The organism is Streptomyces sp. NPDC046859 (assembly GCF_040645135.1).
GTDB lineage: Bacteria > Actinomycetota > Actinomycetes > Streptomycetales > Streptomycetaceae > Streptomyces.
The window spans coordinates 329864-344711 of the sequence record NZ_JBEYXR010000003.1 but is presented as its reverse complement, the minus strand read 5'-3'; the positions used below and the strand labels follow the sequence as shown (position 1 = coordinate 344711).

Annotated in this window: 12 protein-coding genes; 10 read left to right on the top strand and 2 right to left on the bottom strand. The window is 73.3% G+C overall.

Translation table 11 applies throughout. From position 1 onward, the window contains the following. The first annotated feature begins 156 nt into the window (after nucleotides 1–156). The 6 genes from ABZ899_RS05970 to ABZ899_RS05945 all read left to right on the top strand — a co-directional run bounded on the left by ABZ899_RS05970 (nucleotide 157) and on the right by ABZ899_RS05945 (nucleotide 7606). The gene (locus ABZ899_RS05970) at nucleotides 157–1395 is read left to right on the top strand and encodes an amidohydrolase family protein (RefSeq protein WP_361341294.1); all 1239 of its coding nucleotides are present in this window, start codon (nucleotides 157–159) and stop codon (nucleotides 1393–1395) included. Nucleotides 1396–1397: 2 nt separating this feature from the next. Continuing rightward, nucleotides 1398–2315: a TIGR03619 family F420-dependent LLM class oxidoreductase gene (locus ABZ899_RS05965; protein WP_361341573.1), complete on the top strand. Its 918-nt coding sequence runs from the start codon at nucleotides 1398–1400 to the stop codon at nucleotides 2313–2315. 9 nt (nucleotides 2316–2324) lie between these two features. Further along, nucleotides 2325–3095, top strand: coding sequence for a glucose 1-dehydrogenase (locus tag ABZ899_RS05960; protein ID WP_361341291.1), 771 nt, complete (start codon nucleotides 2325–2327; stop codon nucleotides 3093–3095). Nucleotides 3096–3194: 99 nt separating this feature from the next. Beyond that, entirely contained in the window at nucleotides 3195–4313 is a 1119-nt protein-coding gene (locus tag ABZ899_RS05955; RefSeq protein ID WP_361341288.1) for an LLM class flavin-dependent oxidoreductase, read from the top strand. Between the two features lie 108 nt (nucleotides 4314–4421). Further along, nucleotides 4422–6152, top strand: coding sequence for a D-aminoacylase (locus ABZ899_RS05950; RefSeq protein ID WP_361341285.1), 1731 nt, complete (start codon nucleotides 4422–4424; stop codon nucleotides 6150–6152). Next, nucleotides 6149–7606, top strand: a complete 1458-nt coding sequence (locus ABZ899_RS05945) for an aldehyde dehydrogenase family protein (protein ID WP_361341283.1) — start codon at nucleotides 6149–6151, stop codon at nucleotides 7604–7606. Before ABZ899_RS05950 ends, ABZ899_RS05945 begins: the two co-directional genes overlap by 4 nt. 2 nt (nucleotides 7607–7608) lie before the next feature. Here the strand turns inward: ABZ899_RS05945 and ABZ899_RS05940 are convergent, their stop codons facing one another. Then, nucleotides 7609–8004 carry a nitroreductase family deazaflavin-dependent oxidoreductase gene (locus ABZ899_RS05940; protein ID WP_361341282.1) on the bottom strand — a complete coding sequence of 132 codons (396 nt, stop codon included), beginning with the start codon at nucleotides 8002–8004 and terminating at the stop codon, nucleotides 7609–7611. Nucleotides 8005–8118: 114 nt separating this feature from the next. Between ABZ899_RS05940 and ABZ899_RS05935 the strand changes: the two genes are divergently transcribed. Further along, nucleotides 8119–8934 (top strand): endonuclease/exonuclease/phosphatase family protein, encoded by an 816-nt coding sequence (locus ABZ899_RS05935; RefSeq protein ID WP_361341279.1) that lies wholly within the window; start codon nucleotides 8119–8121, stop codon nucleotides 8932–8934. Nucleotides 8935–8949: 15 nt separating this feature from the next. On the opposite strand, the gene ABZ899_RS05930 is transcribed toward ABZ899_RS05935, so the two are convergent. Beyond that, entirely contained in the window at nucleotides 8950–10476 is a 1527-nt protein-coding gene (locus ABZ899_RS05930; protein WP_361341277.1) for a CehA/McbA family metallohydrolase, read from the bottom strand. Between the two features lie 204 nt (nucleotides 10477–10680). Between ABZ899_RS05930 and ABZ899_RS05925 the strand changes: the two genes are divergently transcribed. The 3 genes from ABZ899_RS05925 to ABZ899_RS05915 all read left to right on the top strand — a co-directional run bounded on the left by ABZ899_RS05925 (nucleotide 10681) and on the right by ABZ899_RS05915 (nucleotide 14842). After that, complete coding sequence (locus tag ABZ899_RS05925; RefSeq protein WP_361341274.1) at nucleotides 10681–11532, top strand: LLM class F420-dependent oxidoreductase; 852 nt, start codon at nucleotides 10681–10683, stop codon at nucleotides 11530–11532. 37 nt (nucleotides 11533–11569) lie between these two features. Beyond that, the gene (locus tag ABZ899_RS05920; RefSeq protein ID WP_361341271.1) at nucleotides 11570–14155 is read left to right on the top strand and encodes a bifunctional FO biosynthesis protein CofGH; all 2586 of its coding nucleotides are present in this window, start codon (nucleotides 11570–11572) and stop codon (nucleotides 14153–14155) included. 135 nt (nucleotides 14156–14290) lie between these two features. Beyond that, entirely contained in the window at nucleotides 14291–14842 is a 552-nt protein-coding gene (locus ABZ899_RS05915) for a hypothetical protein (RefSeq protein ID WP_361341268.1), read from the top strand. Nucleotides 14843–14848 lie beyond the last annotated feature (6 nt).

The window sequence follows — 14848 nt, the reverse complement described above, 5'->3', positions numbered from 1 at the left end:
CCGTCAGTTTGCCTTGTCCCGGCCGATGCGTCAGCCGTGGAACGGGTGTCGACGGTCCGGCGCGCGGGATGTCACACCACCCTCACGCGCCCTTCGCACGACGGACCCCCACCCGGTTAGCTGACGGGCCGTCAGATCGGCGCTACGGTGACCGGCATGGACACCGAGACGACGTTCCCGCCGATCATCTCCGTGGACGACCACACGGTCGAGCCGCCCACCGTCTGGCAGGACCGGCTCCCCAGGAGGCACCGGGACACCGGCCCGCGCATCGTGCGCGCCCCCCTGAAGGACATGACCTTCCTGGGCGGCCGGTTCAAACCCGTCATGGGCCGCCCCGGCGACGAGGGCCCGGTCGGCGACTGGTGGGTGTACGAGGACCTGCACCGCCCCCTCACCCGGCTCGACACGGCCGTCGGTCACCCCCGCGACGAGATCAGGCTCGAGGTGATCACCTACGAGCAGATGCGCCCGGGCTCCTACGACGTCCCCGCCCGCCTCGCCGACATGGACGTCAACCATGTGCGGTCCGCGCTCTGCTTCCCCACCTTCCCGCGCTTCTGCGGCCAGACCTTCACCGAGGCCGCCGACCGCGAGCTGGCCCTGCTGTGCGTGCGGGCCTACAACGACTGGATGGTGGAGGAGTGGTGCGGGCCGCGAGCCCAGGGGCGGCTCATCCCGCTCACCCTCATCCCGCTCTGGGACGCGGAGCTCGCGGCGGCCGAGGTCCGGCGCAACGCCGCCCGGGGCGTGCGCGCCGTCGCCTTCTCCGAGATACCCCCGCACCTGGGCCTGCCCTCGATCCACACCGACGAATGGGACCCCTTCCTCGCCGCCTGCGACGAGACCGGCACGGTCGTCGCCATGCACATCGGCTCCTCCAGCCGGATGCCCTCCACCTCCGCCGACGCCCCGCCCGCCGTCGGCTCCACCATCACCTTCGCCAACTGCTGCTTCTCGATGGTCGACTGGCTGCTGAGCGGCAAGTTCGAGCGCTTCCCGAACCTGAAGGTGATGTACGCCGAGGGCCAGATCGGCTGGATCCCCTACATCCTGGAGCGCGCCGACGTCGTGTGGGAGGAGAACCGCGCCTGGGGCGGGGTCGCCGAGAAGGTGCACCGCCCGCCGTCCGAGCTGTTCGCCGGCCATGTGTACGGCTGCTTCTTCGACGACGCCTTCGGCCTGCGCAACCTGGACGCCATCGGTGTCGGCAACGTCCTGTACGAGACCGACTACCCGCACTCCGACTCCACCTGGCCGAAGTCCCGCGAGGTCGGCGAGGCGCAGATGGGGCACCTGGACGCCGAGGTGGTCGAGCGGATCGTCCGGGGCAACGCCGTCGACCTGCTGGGCCTGACCGGCGACGGGCTGTGGCCGGGCGGCGGTGCCCGGTGAGCCTGCGCTACGGCATCCAGCTCCCCGTCCAGTCGCAGAGCAGGCTCTACGCGGAGCCCTGGGAGGCCGCGGCCGGACCGGACGACCTGGTGGCCGTCGCCCGTGCCGCGGACCGCGCCGGCTTCACATACATCGCGAGCTGCGACCACGTCGGCGTCCCGCGCCGCCTCGCCCCCGCGATGAGCACCATCTGGTACGACCCCGTCGCCACCCTCGCCTTCCTCGCCGCCGCGACGGAACGGACCCTGCTGCTCAGCCATGTCGCCGTCGTCGGGCTGCGGCACCCCCTGCTGTCCGCCAAGCAGTACGCCACGCTCGACCACCTCAGCGGCGGACGGCTGATCCTGGGCGTCGGCGCCGGCCATGTGCGCGAGGAGTTCGACGAACTGGGCGTGGACTTCACGCGCCGGGGCGCCGTCCTCGACGAGTCGGTCGACGCCCTGCGCGCGGCGCTCGGACCGGAGGAGTTCCCCGAACACCACGGCGAGCACTACGACTTCGCCGGACTCGGGCAACGGCCGCGCCCCGCCCAGGAGCACGTCCCGGTGTGGGTCGGCGGGTCCTCGCCCGCCGCCGTGCGCCGGGCCGCGCTCAAGGGGGACGGCTGGCTGCCGCAGGGCGACCCGCGCGACCGGCTCCCCGCGCAGATCGCCCGCATCCACCGGCTCAGGGAGGAGGCGGGCGCCGAAGGCCCCTTCACCGTCGGCGCCATCGCCGAGCCGCTGTACATCGGCACGCCCGCCTGGGACGTGGGCCGGAGCACGCTCAGCGGGCCGCCGCAGGCGCTCGCCGAGTCACTGCGGGCCTACCGGGCGATGGGCGTGCACCAGGTCCAGGTGCGGCTGCGCAGCCGTGGCCGGGCCGAGCTGGAGGACCAGATCGCCGCCTTCGGGGCCGAGGTCGCCCCGTGTCTCGACTGAGGGGGAGCCATGGGCAAGCTGGACGGCCGGGTCGTGATCGTCACCGGTGCGGCGCGTGGGCAGGGGGAGCAGGAGGCGCGGCTGTTCCGGGCCGAGGGCGCCGAGGTGGTCGTCGCCGATGTGCTGGACGAGCAGGGGGAGGCGCTGGCGAAGGAGCTGGGCGCGCGCTACGCGCACCTGGACGTCGGCGAGGAGGAGGACTGGCGGGCGGCGGTGGCGGCCGCGAAGGAGGCGTACGGGCAGGTCGACGCCCTGGTCAACAACGCCGGCATCCTGCGCTTCCACGCCCTCGTCGACACCCCGCTGGAGGAGTTCATGCAGGTCGTGCGGGTCAACCAGGTGGGCTGCTTCCTGGGGATGAAGACCGTGGCGCCCGAGTTGGCGGACGGGGGCACGATCGTGAACACCGCCTCCTGCACGGGCCTGACCGGCATGGCGGCCGTGGGCGCGTACGCGGCCACCAAGCACGCCGTCCTCGGCCTCACCCGGGTCGCGGCGCTCGAGCTGGCGCCCCGGGGCATCCGGGTCAACGCGATCTGCCCGGGCGCCGTCGACACCGTGATGGCGAACCCGGCCCGGCTGGACCCGGACGCCGGCCCGGAGGACTCCGCACGGGCGCTCGACGGCCTCTACCGCAAGCTGGTGCCGCTGGGCCGGATCGGGCGGCCCGAGGAGGTCGCACGGCTCGCGCTGTTCCTGACGTCGGCGGACTCCTCGTACATCACCGGGCAGCCCTTCGTGATCGACGGTGGCTGGCTGGCCGGCGTGAGCGTTATCTGACGGTCCGTCATCTCTTGACGGTCCATGCGGGTGGTGCCACAGTCGGCCGCACACGTATCTGACGAGCCGTCAGATGGGACCAGGGGACGGTGAACCGCCTTGGAATTCGGGCTCTTCGTACAGGGATACGTCGGCAGGCGCGCCGAGACCGACCCGCTCGCCGAGCACAAGGCGCTCATGGAGGAGACCGAGTACGTCATCCAGGCGGACAAGTCCGGGTTCAAGTACGCCTGGGCCTCCGAGCACCACTTCCTGGAGGAGTACTCGCACCTGTCCGCCAACGACGTCTTCCTCGGCTACCTCGCCCACGCCACCGAGCGCATCCACCTCGGCTCGGGCATCTTCAACCCGCTCGCCCAGGTCAACCACCCCGTGAAGGTCGCCGAGAAGGTCGCCATGCTCGACCACCTCACCGGCAACCGCTTCGAGTTCGGCAGCGGACGCGGCGCCGGGTCGCACGAGATCCTGGGCTTCATACCGGGTGTGACCGACATGAACCACACCAAGGAGATCTGGGAAGAGACGATCGCCGAGTTCCCCAAGATGTGGCTCCAGGACGAGTACGCCGGCTTCCAGGGCAAGCACTGGTCGCTGCCGCCGCGCAAGGTCCTGCCGAAGCCGTACGGGAGGTCGCACCCCGCGATGTGGTACGCCGCAGGGTCGCCGCCGTCGTACGCGATGGCCGCCCGCAAGGGCCTCGGGGTGCTCGGCTTCAGCGTCCAGAAGGTGTCCGACATGGAGTGGGTGCTGGAGCAGTACAAGAGCGCGATCGTCGACGCCGAGCCGATCGGGGACTTCGTCAACGACAACGTCATGGTGACGACCACCGCGATCTGCGCGCCGACCCACGCCGAGGCCGTCGAGACCGCCGTGAACGGGGGACTGCACTACCTGCCCTCGCTGGTCTTCCGGTACCACGACACCTTCCCGCGGCCCGAGGGCTTCCCGGAGTGGCCCGAGACGCTGCCGCCGTACACGGCGGAGTTCGTGGAGCTGCTCGTCGAGGAGGAGCTGCTGATCTGCGGCGACCCGGACGAGGTGCTCACGCAGTGCAAGCGGTGGGAGCAGGCCGGGGCGGATCAGCTGAGCTTCGGGCTGCCGGTGGGGGTGCCGAAGGAGGAGACCTTGCGGACGATCCGGCTGATCGGGGAGCACGTGATTCCCAGGATCGACACCGACCCGGTGCACCGGACGTCCCGCTTCCGGCAGTCCGCCTGACCGCCGCGCGGCCGCCGGCCGACGGCGAGTGCGGGTGCGACGTGGCTGGTCGCGGTCCGCCGCGCCCCTGAACGGCACTGCCCACCCCCGATCCGAGGAGGAACCGGCATGCTCGATCACGTCATCAAGGGCGCCACCGTCGTCGACGGCACCGGTGCGGCCGCCTTCACCGGCGACGTCGGAATCCGGGACGGGAGGATCGCCGTCGTCGGGGCCGTCGGCGAGGAGGCCCGCGGCAGCGAGGACGCCTCCGGGCTGGTCCTCGCCCCCGGGTTCGTCGATCCGCACACCCACTACGACGCCCAGCTGTTCTGGGACCCGTACGCCACCCCGTCCCTGGACCACGGGGTGACCACGGTCGTCGGCGGGAACTGCGGCTTCACGCTCGCCCCGCTGAACCCGGACCGTCCCGGGGACGCCGACTACACGCGCCGCATGATGTCCAAGGTCGAGGGCATGTCGCTGGTCGCGCTGGAGGAGGGCGCCCCCTGGGACTGGCACGGCTTCGGGGACTACCTGGACGCGCTCGAAGGGCGCATCGCGGTCAACGCCGGGTTCATGGTGGGGCACTGCGCGCTGCGGCGGTACGTGATGGGTGAGGACGCCGTCGGCGGCCGGCCGAGCGGCGAGCAGCTCGACGCGATGCTGCGGCTGCTGCACGACGCCATGGACGCCGGCGCCTGGGGCCTGTCCACCACCCAGTCCGCCACCCACTCCGACGGCGACGGCCGGCCCGTCGCGTCCCGGCACGCGGAACCGGCCGAGCTGCTCGCGCTGTCGAAGGCGGTCGGCGAGCACGAGGGCACCCAGATCGAGGCGATCGTCGCCGGATGCCTCGACCGGTTCAGCGACGCCGAGATCGATCTCCTCGTGGAGATGAGCGCGACCGCCGGGCGCCCCCTGAACTGGAACGTGCTCACCGTCGACGCGGCCGTGCCCGAGCGCGTCCCCCGGCAGCTGCTGGCGAGCGAGCGGGCCCGCAAGGCGGGCGGCCGGATCGTCGCCCTGACCATGCCCATCCTCACGCCGATGAACATGTCGCTGGGCACCTTCTGCGCCCTCAACCTGATCCCGGGCTGGGGCGACGTGCTGGGGCTGCCGGTGCCCGAGCGGATCGCCCGGCTGCGGGACCCCGCCGTGCGGGCGGAGCTGCTGCGGCACGCCCGGTCCGAGGAAGCGGGAGTCTTCCGGCGGCTGACGAACTTCGCCCGGTACGTCGTCGGCGACACCTACAGCGACGCCAACCGCGGCCTGACCGGACGCGTCGTCGGGGACATCGCCGCCGAACGCGGCCAGGAACCCTTCGCGTGCCTGGTGGAGATCTGCGCCCACGACGGCCTGCGGACGGTGCTGTGGCCCATGCCCACCGACAACGACCCGGCGTCCTGGGCGCTGCGCGCCGAGACCTGGCGGCACGAGGACGTCCTGCTCGGCGGCTCCGACGCCGGGGCGCACCTGGACCGCATGTGCGGGGCGCCGTACACCACCCGGTTCCTCGGCGACTGTCTGCGCGGGCGCCGGCTCACCGGTCTGGAACAGGCCGTGAAGATGCTCACCGACGACCCGGCGCGGCTGTTCGGGCTGCGCGGCCGCGGCCGGATCCGGGAGGGCTTCCACGCGGACCTGGTGCTGTTCGACCCGGAGCGCGTCGACGCCGCCCCGGCCACCCTGGTGCACGACCTGCCGGGTGACAGCCCGCGGCTGGACTCCCGGCCGCTCGGCGTACGGGCCGTGTGGGTCAACGGCGTCGAGGCGATCCGCGACGGCGTGGTGAGCGGGGCCGTGCCGGGGCGGGTGCTGCGCTCGGGCCGGGACACCGGGACGGTGGCCACCCGGTGAGCGGCGACGGGGGACAGCGGGTGTTCACCGGCGGCTCCTGGACGGAGCCGGACGGCGGGCACTACGACGTCGTCGACCCGGCGACCGAGGAGACCGTCGGGCGGGCCCCGGAGGCCACGCCGGAGCAGGCGCGGGCGGCCTGCGCGGCGGCCCGCGCCGCCTTCGGACCGTGGTCGCGCACCGCGCCGGAGGAACGGGCCGCCGTCCTCGCGCGGGCGGCCTCCCTCATCCGGGACCGCCTCGTGCCGTACGCCGAGCTGGCCCGCGCCGAGACCGGCGCGACCACCGCGACGGCCCGGGGCCTGCAGGTCGGGGTCGCGGCGGCCCGCTTCCGGCGGTACGCCCGTGTGGAACCGGCCGAGTGGGCGATCCCGCCGCAGATCGACGAGGCCGGGCCGATGGGCCGGGCCGGGGTGATGGGCGCGCTCGCCGTGCGGCAGCCCGTGGGCGTGGTCGCCTGCGTCACCTCGTACAACAACCCGTGGGCGAACCCGGCCGGCAAGATCGCGCCCGCGCTCGCCATGGGCAACACGGTCGTGGTGAAACCGGCGCCGCAGGACCCGCTGTCCGTCTACCGGATGGCGGAGGCGCTGGAGGAGGCGGGGGTGCCGCCCGGGGTGGTGAACGTTGTCTCGGCCCGGTCCGTCGCGGTCGGCGAGGCGGTCGTGTCGTCGCCGGACGTCGACATGGTGAGCTTCACCGGCTCCACCGCGGTCGGGCAGCGCATCGCCGAGGTGTGTGGGCGGGACATGCGCCGCCAGCTCATGGAACTGGGCGGGAAGGGGGCCGCGGTCGTCCTCGACGACGCCGACCTCGACTCGGCGGTCACCGGGATCGGCACCACGTTCTCCTTCTACAGCGGCCAGATCTGCACGGCCCCGACCCGGGTGCTGGCCCAGCGCGGCGTCCACGACCGCCTGGTGGAGCGGCTGACGGCGTACGCGCGCCGGCTGACGGTCGGCGACCCGCAGGAGCCGGGCACGGTGGTCGGCCCGGTGATCTCCCGGGCGCACCGCGACCGGGTGGAGTCGTACGTCGAACTGGGCCGCGAGGAAGGCGCGGTGGTGGTCGCGGGCGGCGAACGGCCGGACGTCGCCCGTGGCTTCTACGTGGCCCCCACCGTCCTCGCCGACTGCACCAACGACATGCGCGTCGCCCGCGAGGAGATCTTCGGCCCGGTCGTCGTGGTCGTCCCCTTCGACGACGAGGAGGAGGGGATCGCCCTCGCCAACGACAGCGACTACGGCCTCCTCGACTACGTCTGGTCGGGCGACGTGGCCCGCGCCTTCCGGGTCGCACGGCGGCTGCGGGCCGGCGGGGTCGGCGTGAACACCGTCGGCCGCAACATGGAGGCGCCGTTCGGGGGGTTCAAGAAGAGCGGGGTCGGACGGGACGTCGGGTCGTACGCCCTGCACGCCTACAGCGAGGTCCAGGCGATCGTCTGGCCGGGCTGAGGTCAGTCCGCCAGGTCCACGCGGATCGACAGCAGGTCGGTCCCGAGGGCCCGCACGGCCGTGCTGTTGAAGCGCGGGAGCCGCCGCAGCCGGGCCACCGGGTCGTCGTCGGGCAGCAGCTCGGCCGTACCGGAGTGCCAGCGGCCCTTCACGCGCACCCGGACCCGGGGGTCGGCCTTGATGTTGCGCACGTACTGGGACCGCTCACCGAACTCCGACACCAGCCAGAACTCGTCCCCGATCCGGCGCCCGCCCACCGGCGTGCGACGGGGCAGGCCGGAGACCCGGCCCGTGGTTTCCAGCAGGGTCTGGAAGGGCAAGCGGCGCAGTACCGGATTCCCCACATGCCGCTGGAACGCGGTGGCGGCACGGAACCTGGCGTCGTCGAGGCGTGACATGACCGGCTAGTCTCCTGTCTCCCTCGGGGAAGCCCGGGCGCGACGGGCGAAGTGTTGCCGGACCGTTGCCTCCATGGTCCCCGACACGCCAGGACGAGAAGCGGGTGGCAGCCGATGCGGGTCGTGACGTGGAACCTCTGGTGGCGTTTCGGCCCCTGGCAGGACCGCCGCAAGGCCATTCTCGCCGCGCTGCGCGAACTGCGCCCCGATGTCGTCGGACTCCAGGAGGTCTGGGCCGCCGACGGCGAGAACCAGGCCGAGTGGCTGGCCGGCGAACTCGGCCTGCACTGGGCGTGGGCGCCCTCCCCGGCCCCGGAGCGCTGGCGCGCACGGATAGGGCACCCGTCGGCCGACATCGGCAACGCCGTCCTCAGCCGCTGGCCGGTCGTCGCCCAGCACACCCTGCGCCTGCCCGTGCCCGCCGACCTCGACGACGGCCGCCTCGCCCTGCACGCCCGGCTGGCCGGCCCCGGCTACGACATCCCGTTCTTCACCACCCATCTGACGTCCGTCCCGCACGCCTCGGCGGTCCGCGTCGAGCAGGTCACCGCCCTCGCCGGGTTCGTCGCCGAGCACCGCGGCGACACGCCCTTCCCGGCCGTCGTCACCGGCGACTTCAACGCCTTCCCGGACTCCGACGAGGTCCGCCTCTTCGGCGGCCTGCGGACCGCGCCGCCCGTACCCGGCCAGGTCTTCCTCGACGCCTGGGAGTACGCCGACCCGGCCGCCCCCGCCCGCACCTGGGACCCCGTCAACCCGTATGTCGCGGCCATGCTGGAGCCGGGCGCCCGGATCGACTACATCCATGTCGGCCCCCCGGGCGAGGGCGGCCTCGGCCACGTCCGCTCCGCCCACCGGGCCTGCGACACGCCCATCGCCGGCGTCTGGGCGTCCGACCACATGGCGGTGGTCGCGGACCTGGCCGGCTGACGGGCCGGCTCCCGGTCAGGGCGCTTGCTCGCGCCCCAGAAAGATCGGATTCGTGAACGCCGCCAGAGCCCCCGGCAAGGGACCCGCCGCCGTCTCGTGGCGCAGTTCCGCCCGGACGTAGGCCGCGTTGGCCGGGGTGGTGTGCCATTCCGCGGTGCCGGTGCCCGAGACCGGGAGGGGGCCGGTCGTGAAGAGGACGCCCTGGTCGGTGACGAAGCGGATCGTGCAGCGGGGGGCGCCCTCGACCGCCAGGCGGACCGTCACGGGGGTGTCGGGGTCCACCTCCAGGCGTTCGCCGATGCCCGCGTGCCGGGCCCTGCCGCCGGAGGCGCCGAACGTCAGGGAGACGTTCTTCGACTCGGCGACGTACGAGCGGCCCGCGCGGATGCCCTCCTGGACGGCCGTGCGGGTCAGGTCGTCGGCGAGGACGACCGTCTGCGGGCTGCCGACCGGGTCGGGGGCGCGGTGGGCGTCGCTGCTGCCCATCGCCGGGATCCAGGAGCGCGAGCCCGAGCGCGTGGACGCCACCAGCGTGCTGTCCCAGTCGGCCAGGGCCACCTCGTCGTCCGGGGTGTACGGGCCGTTCCAGACCTCGATCGCGTCGGCCTCGCCGAAGCCGAACTTCCAGTTGCAGCCGACGCAGGTGGCGTGCGGGTGCGCGGGCACGACGAGGCCGCCCGCCTCGCGGATGCGTCGGGCGAACCGCCCGAAGCGGTTGTCCCGCGCCCGGTAGCGCCAGTCGACGAACGTGCCGGGGTCGGTGCCGAGGGCCACCACGTGCCCGTTGCGGGTGGTCACCTCCTCGCCCAGCATGACCAGCAGGTCGTCCCCGGCCGCCTCGGCCCAGTGCGGGTGCGAGGCGTGCGTGTTGTGGTCGGAGGAGTTGATGAAGTCCAGGCCCGCCGCCCGCGCCAGCGCGGCGATCTCGGCCGGTGTGCGGCGGCCGTCGGAGTGCCAGGAGTGCAGATGGCAGTCGCCCCGGTACCAGGCGCGCCCCCGCCCCCTGGCCCGCTCCGGCGGGTACACCGGCCGGACGGCCTCGCCGGGCTCGCCGTGCGTGAGCGTGATCGTGAGCTCGTACGCCAGCCCCTGCGGTGCCACCGTGTACGGCCCGAGGGCGATGTGCCAGGTGCCCGCCCGGACGGGCCCCGGGACGTAACCCGGCGTGGCGTCGTCCGTCCGGATGAAGAACTCCGTGCGCGCCCCGCCCGACCAGCCGCGGAAGCCGCGCCCGCCGAGCTCGGTGCCGCGCTGGTCGAAGATGCCGATGTCGAGGGCGTTGCCCGCGGTGCCGGCCGGGACGGACGGCTTGTCGTAGGTGTAGGAGACCTTGATCTCCCGTACGCCGGACGGGACTTCGACCGGCACGTACACATAGTCGGGGGACCCGGGCGGCAGGGTGCCCCGCACGGTGCGGGTCTGCGTGCCCCGGGGGTTCTCGGCGCCTGACGCGAAGGTCACGCCTCCCAACGTAAGCGCGGCGGCGGCGCCCGTCACGAACAGCGCCCGCCGGCCCAGGCCCGCGTGGTCGTCCTCGCACATGCTGGTGCTCCCGGTTCGTCGTGAGTGCCATGGCGTGGGTGGTGCGGGGGTGGTGCGTGCAACCCTCGTATTCAGCCGTGAACTTCCGGCGAGGGGAAGGCGTTCGGCGGACAAACAGGCGGGGCGGACCGTCATGGGGGCCGGCTGGAATGTGCCGACCAGTCGGTATGGACATCGTGGCGTGCCGGGGGTACAGATGCAGGCATGCGCATCTCCGCCACGATCTTCCTCACCGACGAGACGATCACCCCGACCCGGCTGGCCCGTGAGCTGGAGCAGCGGGGATTCGCCGGGCTGTACCTGCCCGAGCACACGCACATCCCCGTCGAGCGGACCACGCCGTACCCGGCCGGCGGCGACCTGCCGCCCGAGTACGGCCGCACCCTCGACCCCTTCGTCGCCCTCGCGCAGGCCGCCGCCGTCACCGAGCGGCTGGGCCTCGGCACCGGCATCACCCTGGTCGCCCAGCACGACCCCATCGACCTGGCCAAGCAGATCGCCACCCTGGACCATCTCTCCGGCGGGCGCTTCACCCTCGGCCTCGGCTTCGGCTGGAACGTGGAGGAGGCCGCCGACCACGGCGTCGACTGGTCCTCGCGCCGCGACCTCGTCCGCGACCGGATGGCCCTGATGCAGGCGCTGTGGGCCGACGAACCAACCGCGTACGAGGGTGAGTTCGGGTCCGTACGGGCCAGTTTCGCCCACCCCAAGCCCGTGCAGAAGCCGCGCGGCCCCCGCCTCCACGGACCGCGCACCCTCGTCGGCGGCGCCGCGGGGCCGAAACTGTTCGCCCACATCAGTGAGTACGCCGACGGCTGGCTGCCGATCGGCGGACGCGGACTGTCCGAGAGCCTGCCCCGGCTGCGGACCGTCTGGGCCGACGCCGGACGCGACCCGGCCGCCCTCCAGGTGGTTCCGTACGCCGTCTTCCCCACCCCCGGCAAGCTCGCCCACTACGCCGAGCTGGGCATCGAGGAGGTCGTCGTCCAACTGCCCCCGGCCGGTGACGCCGAGGTGCTGCGCGCCCTGGACGGTTACACGCCCTTCGTCGCCTGACCGCCGCCGCTGATCAGCCCGCTCGTATGCTCGAAGGATGACGACTCCCGCGACCCCCGGAACCGGCCCGACCGACAACTCCATGCGTCGCGCCCTCAAACGCGCCCGGGACGGCATCGCCCTCGACGTGTCCGAGGCGGCCGTGCTGCTCCAGGCCCGCGGCGAGGCGCTCGACGACCTCGCCGCGTCCGCCGCCCGGGTCCGGGACGCGGGCCTCGCGGCCGCCGGCCGGCCCGGGGTCATCACCTACTCCAAGAGCGTCTTCATCCCCCTCACCCGGCTGTGCCGGGACCGCTGCCACTACTGCACCTTCGTCACCGTCCCCGGCAAGCTGCGCCGGGCCGGCCACGGGATGTTCATGTCCCCGGACGAGGTGCTGGACATCGCCCGCAAGGGTGCGGCCCTCGGCTGCAAGGAAGCCCTCATCACCCTCGGCGACAAGCCCGAGGACCGCTGGCCGGAGGCCCGCGAGTGGCTCGACGCGCACGGCTACGACGACACCATCGCCTACGTCCGCGCGATCTCCATCCGCATCCTGGAGGAGACGGGCCTGCTCCCGCACCTCAACCCGGGCGTCATGACCTGGACCGACTTCCAGCGCCTGAAGCCCGTCGCCCCGTCGATGGGCATGATGCTGGAGACGACCGCGACCCGTCTGTGGTCCGAGCCCGGCGGCCCGCACCACGGCTCCCCGGACAAGGAACCGGCCGTCCGCCTGCGCGTCCTGGAGGACGCCGGCCGGTCCTCGGTGCCGTTCACCTCCGGCATCCTCCTCGGCATCGGCGAGACCTACGAGGAGCGCGCCGAGTCCCTGTTCGCGCTCCGCCGGATCTCCCGGGCCTACCACGGCGTGCAGGAACTGATCATCCAGAACTTCCGCGCCAAGCCGGACACCGCGATGCGCGCCATGCCCGACGCGGAGCTGGACGACCTCGTCGCGGCGGTCGCGGTGGCCCGCCTCATCATGGGCCCGGCCGGCAACATCCAGGCTCCGCCGAACCTCGTCGACCACGAGTACGCCCGGCTGATCGCGGCCGGCATCGACGACTGGGGCGGCGTCTCCCCGCTCACCATCGACCACGTCAACCCCGAGCGCCCCTGGCCGCGCATCGAGGAACTGGCCCGGCGCTCCGCGGACGCCGGGTTCGAGCTGCGCGAACGGCTCTGCGTGTACCCGGAGTTCGTGACGCGCGGCGAGCCCTGGCTGGACCCCCGGCTGCTGCCGCACGTCCGGGCGCTCGCCGACCCGGGGACGGGCCTGGCCCGGCCGGACGCCGTGGTCGAGGGGCACCCGTGGCAGGAGCCCGAGGAGGCGTTCGTCTCCTCCGGGCGCACCGACCTGCACACGACCATCGACACCGAGGGCCGTACCTCCGACCGGCGCGACGACTTCGACGAGGTGTACGGCGACTGGGGCGCCCTGCGCGAGGCGGCCGCGCCCGGCATGGCGCCGGAGCGCATCGACACGGACGTCCGCGACGCGCTGCGGGTCGCCGCCGACGACCCGACCCGGCTGACCGACGACGAGGCGCTGGCCCTGCTGCACGCGGACGGGCCCGCCCTGGACGCGCTGTGCCGCGTCGCCGACGACGTCCGGAAAACGGCGGTCGGCGACGACGTGACGTACATCGTCACCCGGAACATCAACTTCACGAACGTCTGCTACACCGGCTGCCGCTTCTGCGCGTTCGCCCAGCGCCGCACCGACGCCGACGCCTACACGCTCTCCCTGGACCAGGTCGCCGACCGCGCCCAGCAGGCGTGGGACGTGGGCGCCGTCGAGGTCTGCATGCAGGGCGGCATCCACCCGGACCTGCCCGGCACGGCGTACTTCGACATCGCGCGGGCGGTGAAGGAACGCGTCCCCGGCATGCACGTGCACGCCTTCTCCCCGATGGAGGTCGTCAACGGGGCCACCCGCACCGGCCTGTCGATCCGCGAGTGGCTGACGGCGGCCAGGGAGGCCGGCCTGGACTCGATCCCCGGCACCGCGGCGGAGATCCTCGACGACGAGGTCCGCTGGGTCCTCACCAAGGGCAAGCTGCCGGCGGCGACCTGGATCGAGGTCGTCACCACCGCCCACGAGCTGGGCATCCGCTCCTCCTCGACGATGATGTACGGGCACGTCGACCAGCCCCGGCACTGGCTCGGGCATCTGCGCACCCTGGCCGGCATCCAGCAGCGCACGGGCGGCTTCACGGAGTTCGTCACGCTGCCGTTCATCCACACCAACGCGCCGGTCTATCTGGCAGGCATCGCCCGCCCCGGCCCGACGACCCGCGACAACCGCGCGGTCACGGCCATGGCCCGGCTCCTCCTGCACCCCCACATCCCCAACATCCAGACGAGCTGGGTCAAACTGGGCGCCGAGGGTGCGGCGGAGATGCTCCGCTCCGGCGCCAACGACCTGGGCGGCACGCTGATGGAGGAGACGATCTCGCGGATGGCGGGGTCGTCGTACGGCTCCTACAAGTCCGTACGGGACCTGGTGGCGGTCGCCGAGGCGGCCGGGCGGCCGGCGAAGCCGCGCACGACCCTGTACGGCGAGGTGCCCGAGGAGCGGCAGCGGGCGGCGGCCGCGTCGGACGGGCACCTGCCCCAGCTGCTGCCCGTCCTGGACTGAGGGGAGCCCCCCGCGGGGTCGGTACGATGATCCGACCCTCGCCGGCGCACTCGCCGGCGTTCCCGTAGCCGTCGGCGCGCTCCGTGGCCGTCGACGGCCGTCCATAGCTTTCCGTAGCCGAGGAGATGCGTGCCCGTGCCTGCTTCCAAGGTCTGGGTGACCGGTCTGACGGTGGGCGCGATAGCCGCCGTCGCCGCCCTCGCCGTGCAGGCCGACAAGGGCCCCCACCCGACGGCGGGGAAGGCCCGCCCGAGCGCGTCGGCGTCTCCGGAGGCGAGCCCCGCGCCGCCGAAGCCGGCCCGGGCCGCCGAGGTGCCCGCAGACTCCGGCACCGGCCGCCGCATCGTCTACGACCTCGGCGACAAGCGGGTCTGGCTGGTCGACGCGAGCGACGCCGCCCGGCGGACCTTCACCGTCTGGCCCGGCACGGTCAGCCCGGACCCCGGCCGCTACGCCGTGTCGTCCCGGACCATGGCCACGAAGGGCTCCGACGGCGTGCAGATCGAGAACATCGTCTACTTCGCCGCCAAGTCCGGAGTCTCCATCGCCTTCTCCAACGCCGTGGACGGCTCGTCGCCCCCGCCCGCCGCCGGCAAGCAGACCGGCGGGGTCCGCATGCGCGCGGCGGACGGGGCGGCGCTGTGGACGTTCGGTGAGACGGGGACGCCGGTGGTCGTGGTCGACTGACCCCGG

Bases quoted from the DNA above. Each gene is read 5' to 3' on its own strand.
- ABZ899_RS05970 (WP_361341294.1), top strand. From the start codon at position 157: ATGGACACCGAGACGACGTTCCCGCCGATCATCTCCGTGGACGACCAC.
- ABZ899_RS05960 (WP_361341291.1), top strand. From the start codon at position 2,325: ATGGGCAAGCTGGACGGCCGGGTCGTGATCGTCACCGGTGCGGCGCGT.
- ABZ899_RS05950 (WP_361341285.1), top strand. From the start codon at position 4,422: ATGCTCGATCACGTCATCAAGGGCGCCACCGTCGTCGACGGCACCGGT.
- ABZ899_RS05940 (WP_361341282.1), bottom strand. From the start codon at position 8,004: ATGTCACGCCTCGACGACGCCAGGTTCCGTGCCGCCACCGCGTTCCAG.
- ABZ899_RS05935 (WP_361341279.1), top strand. From the start codon at position 8,119: ATGCGGGTCGTGACGTGGAACCTCTGGTGGCGTTTCGGCCCCTGGCAG.
- ABZ899_RS05930 (WP_361341277.1), bottom strand. From the start codon at position 10,476: ATGTGCGAGGACGACCACGCGGGCCTGGGCCGGCGGGCGCTGTTCGTG.
- ABZ899_RS05925 (WP_361341274.1), top strand. From the start codon at position 10,681: ATGCGCATCTCCGCCACGATCTTCCTCACCGACGAGACGATCACCCCG.
- ABZ899_RS05920 (WP_361341271.1), top strand. From the start codon at position 11,570: ATGACGACTCCCGCGACCCCCGGAACCGGCCCGACCGACAACTCCATG.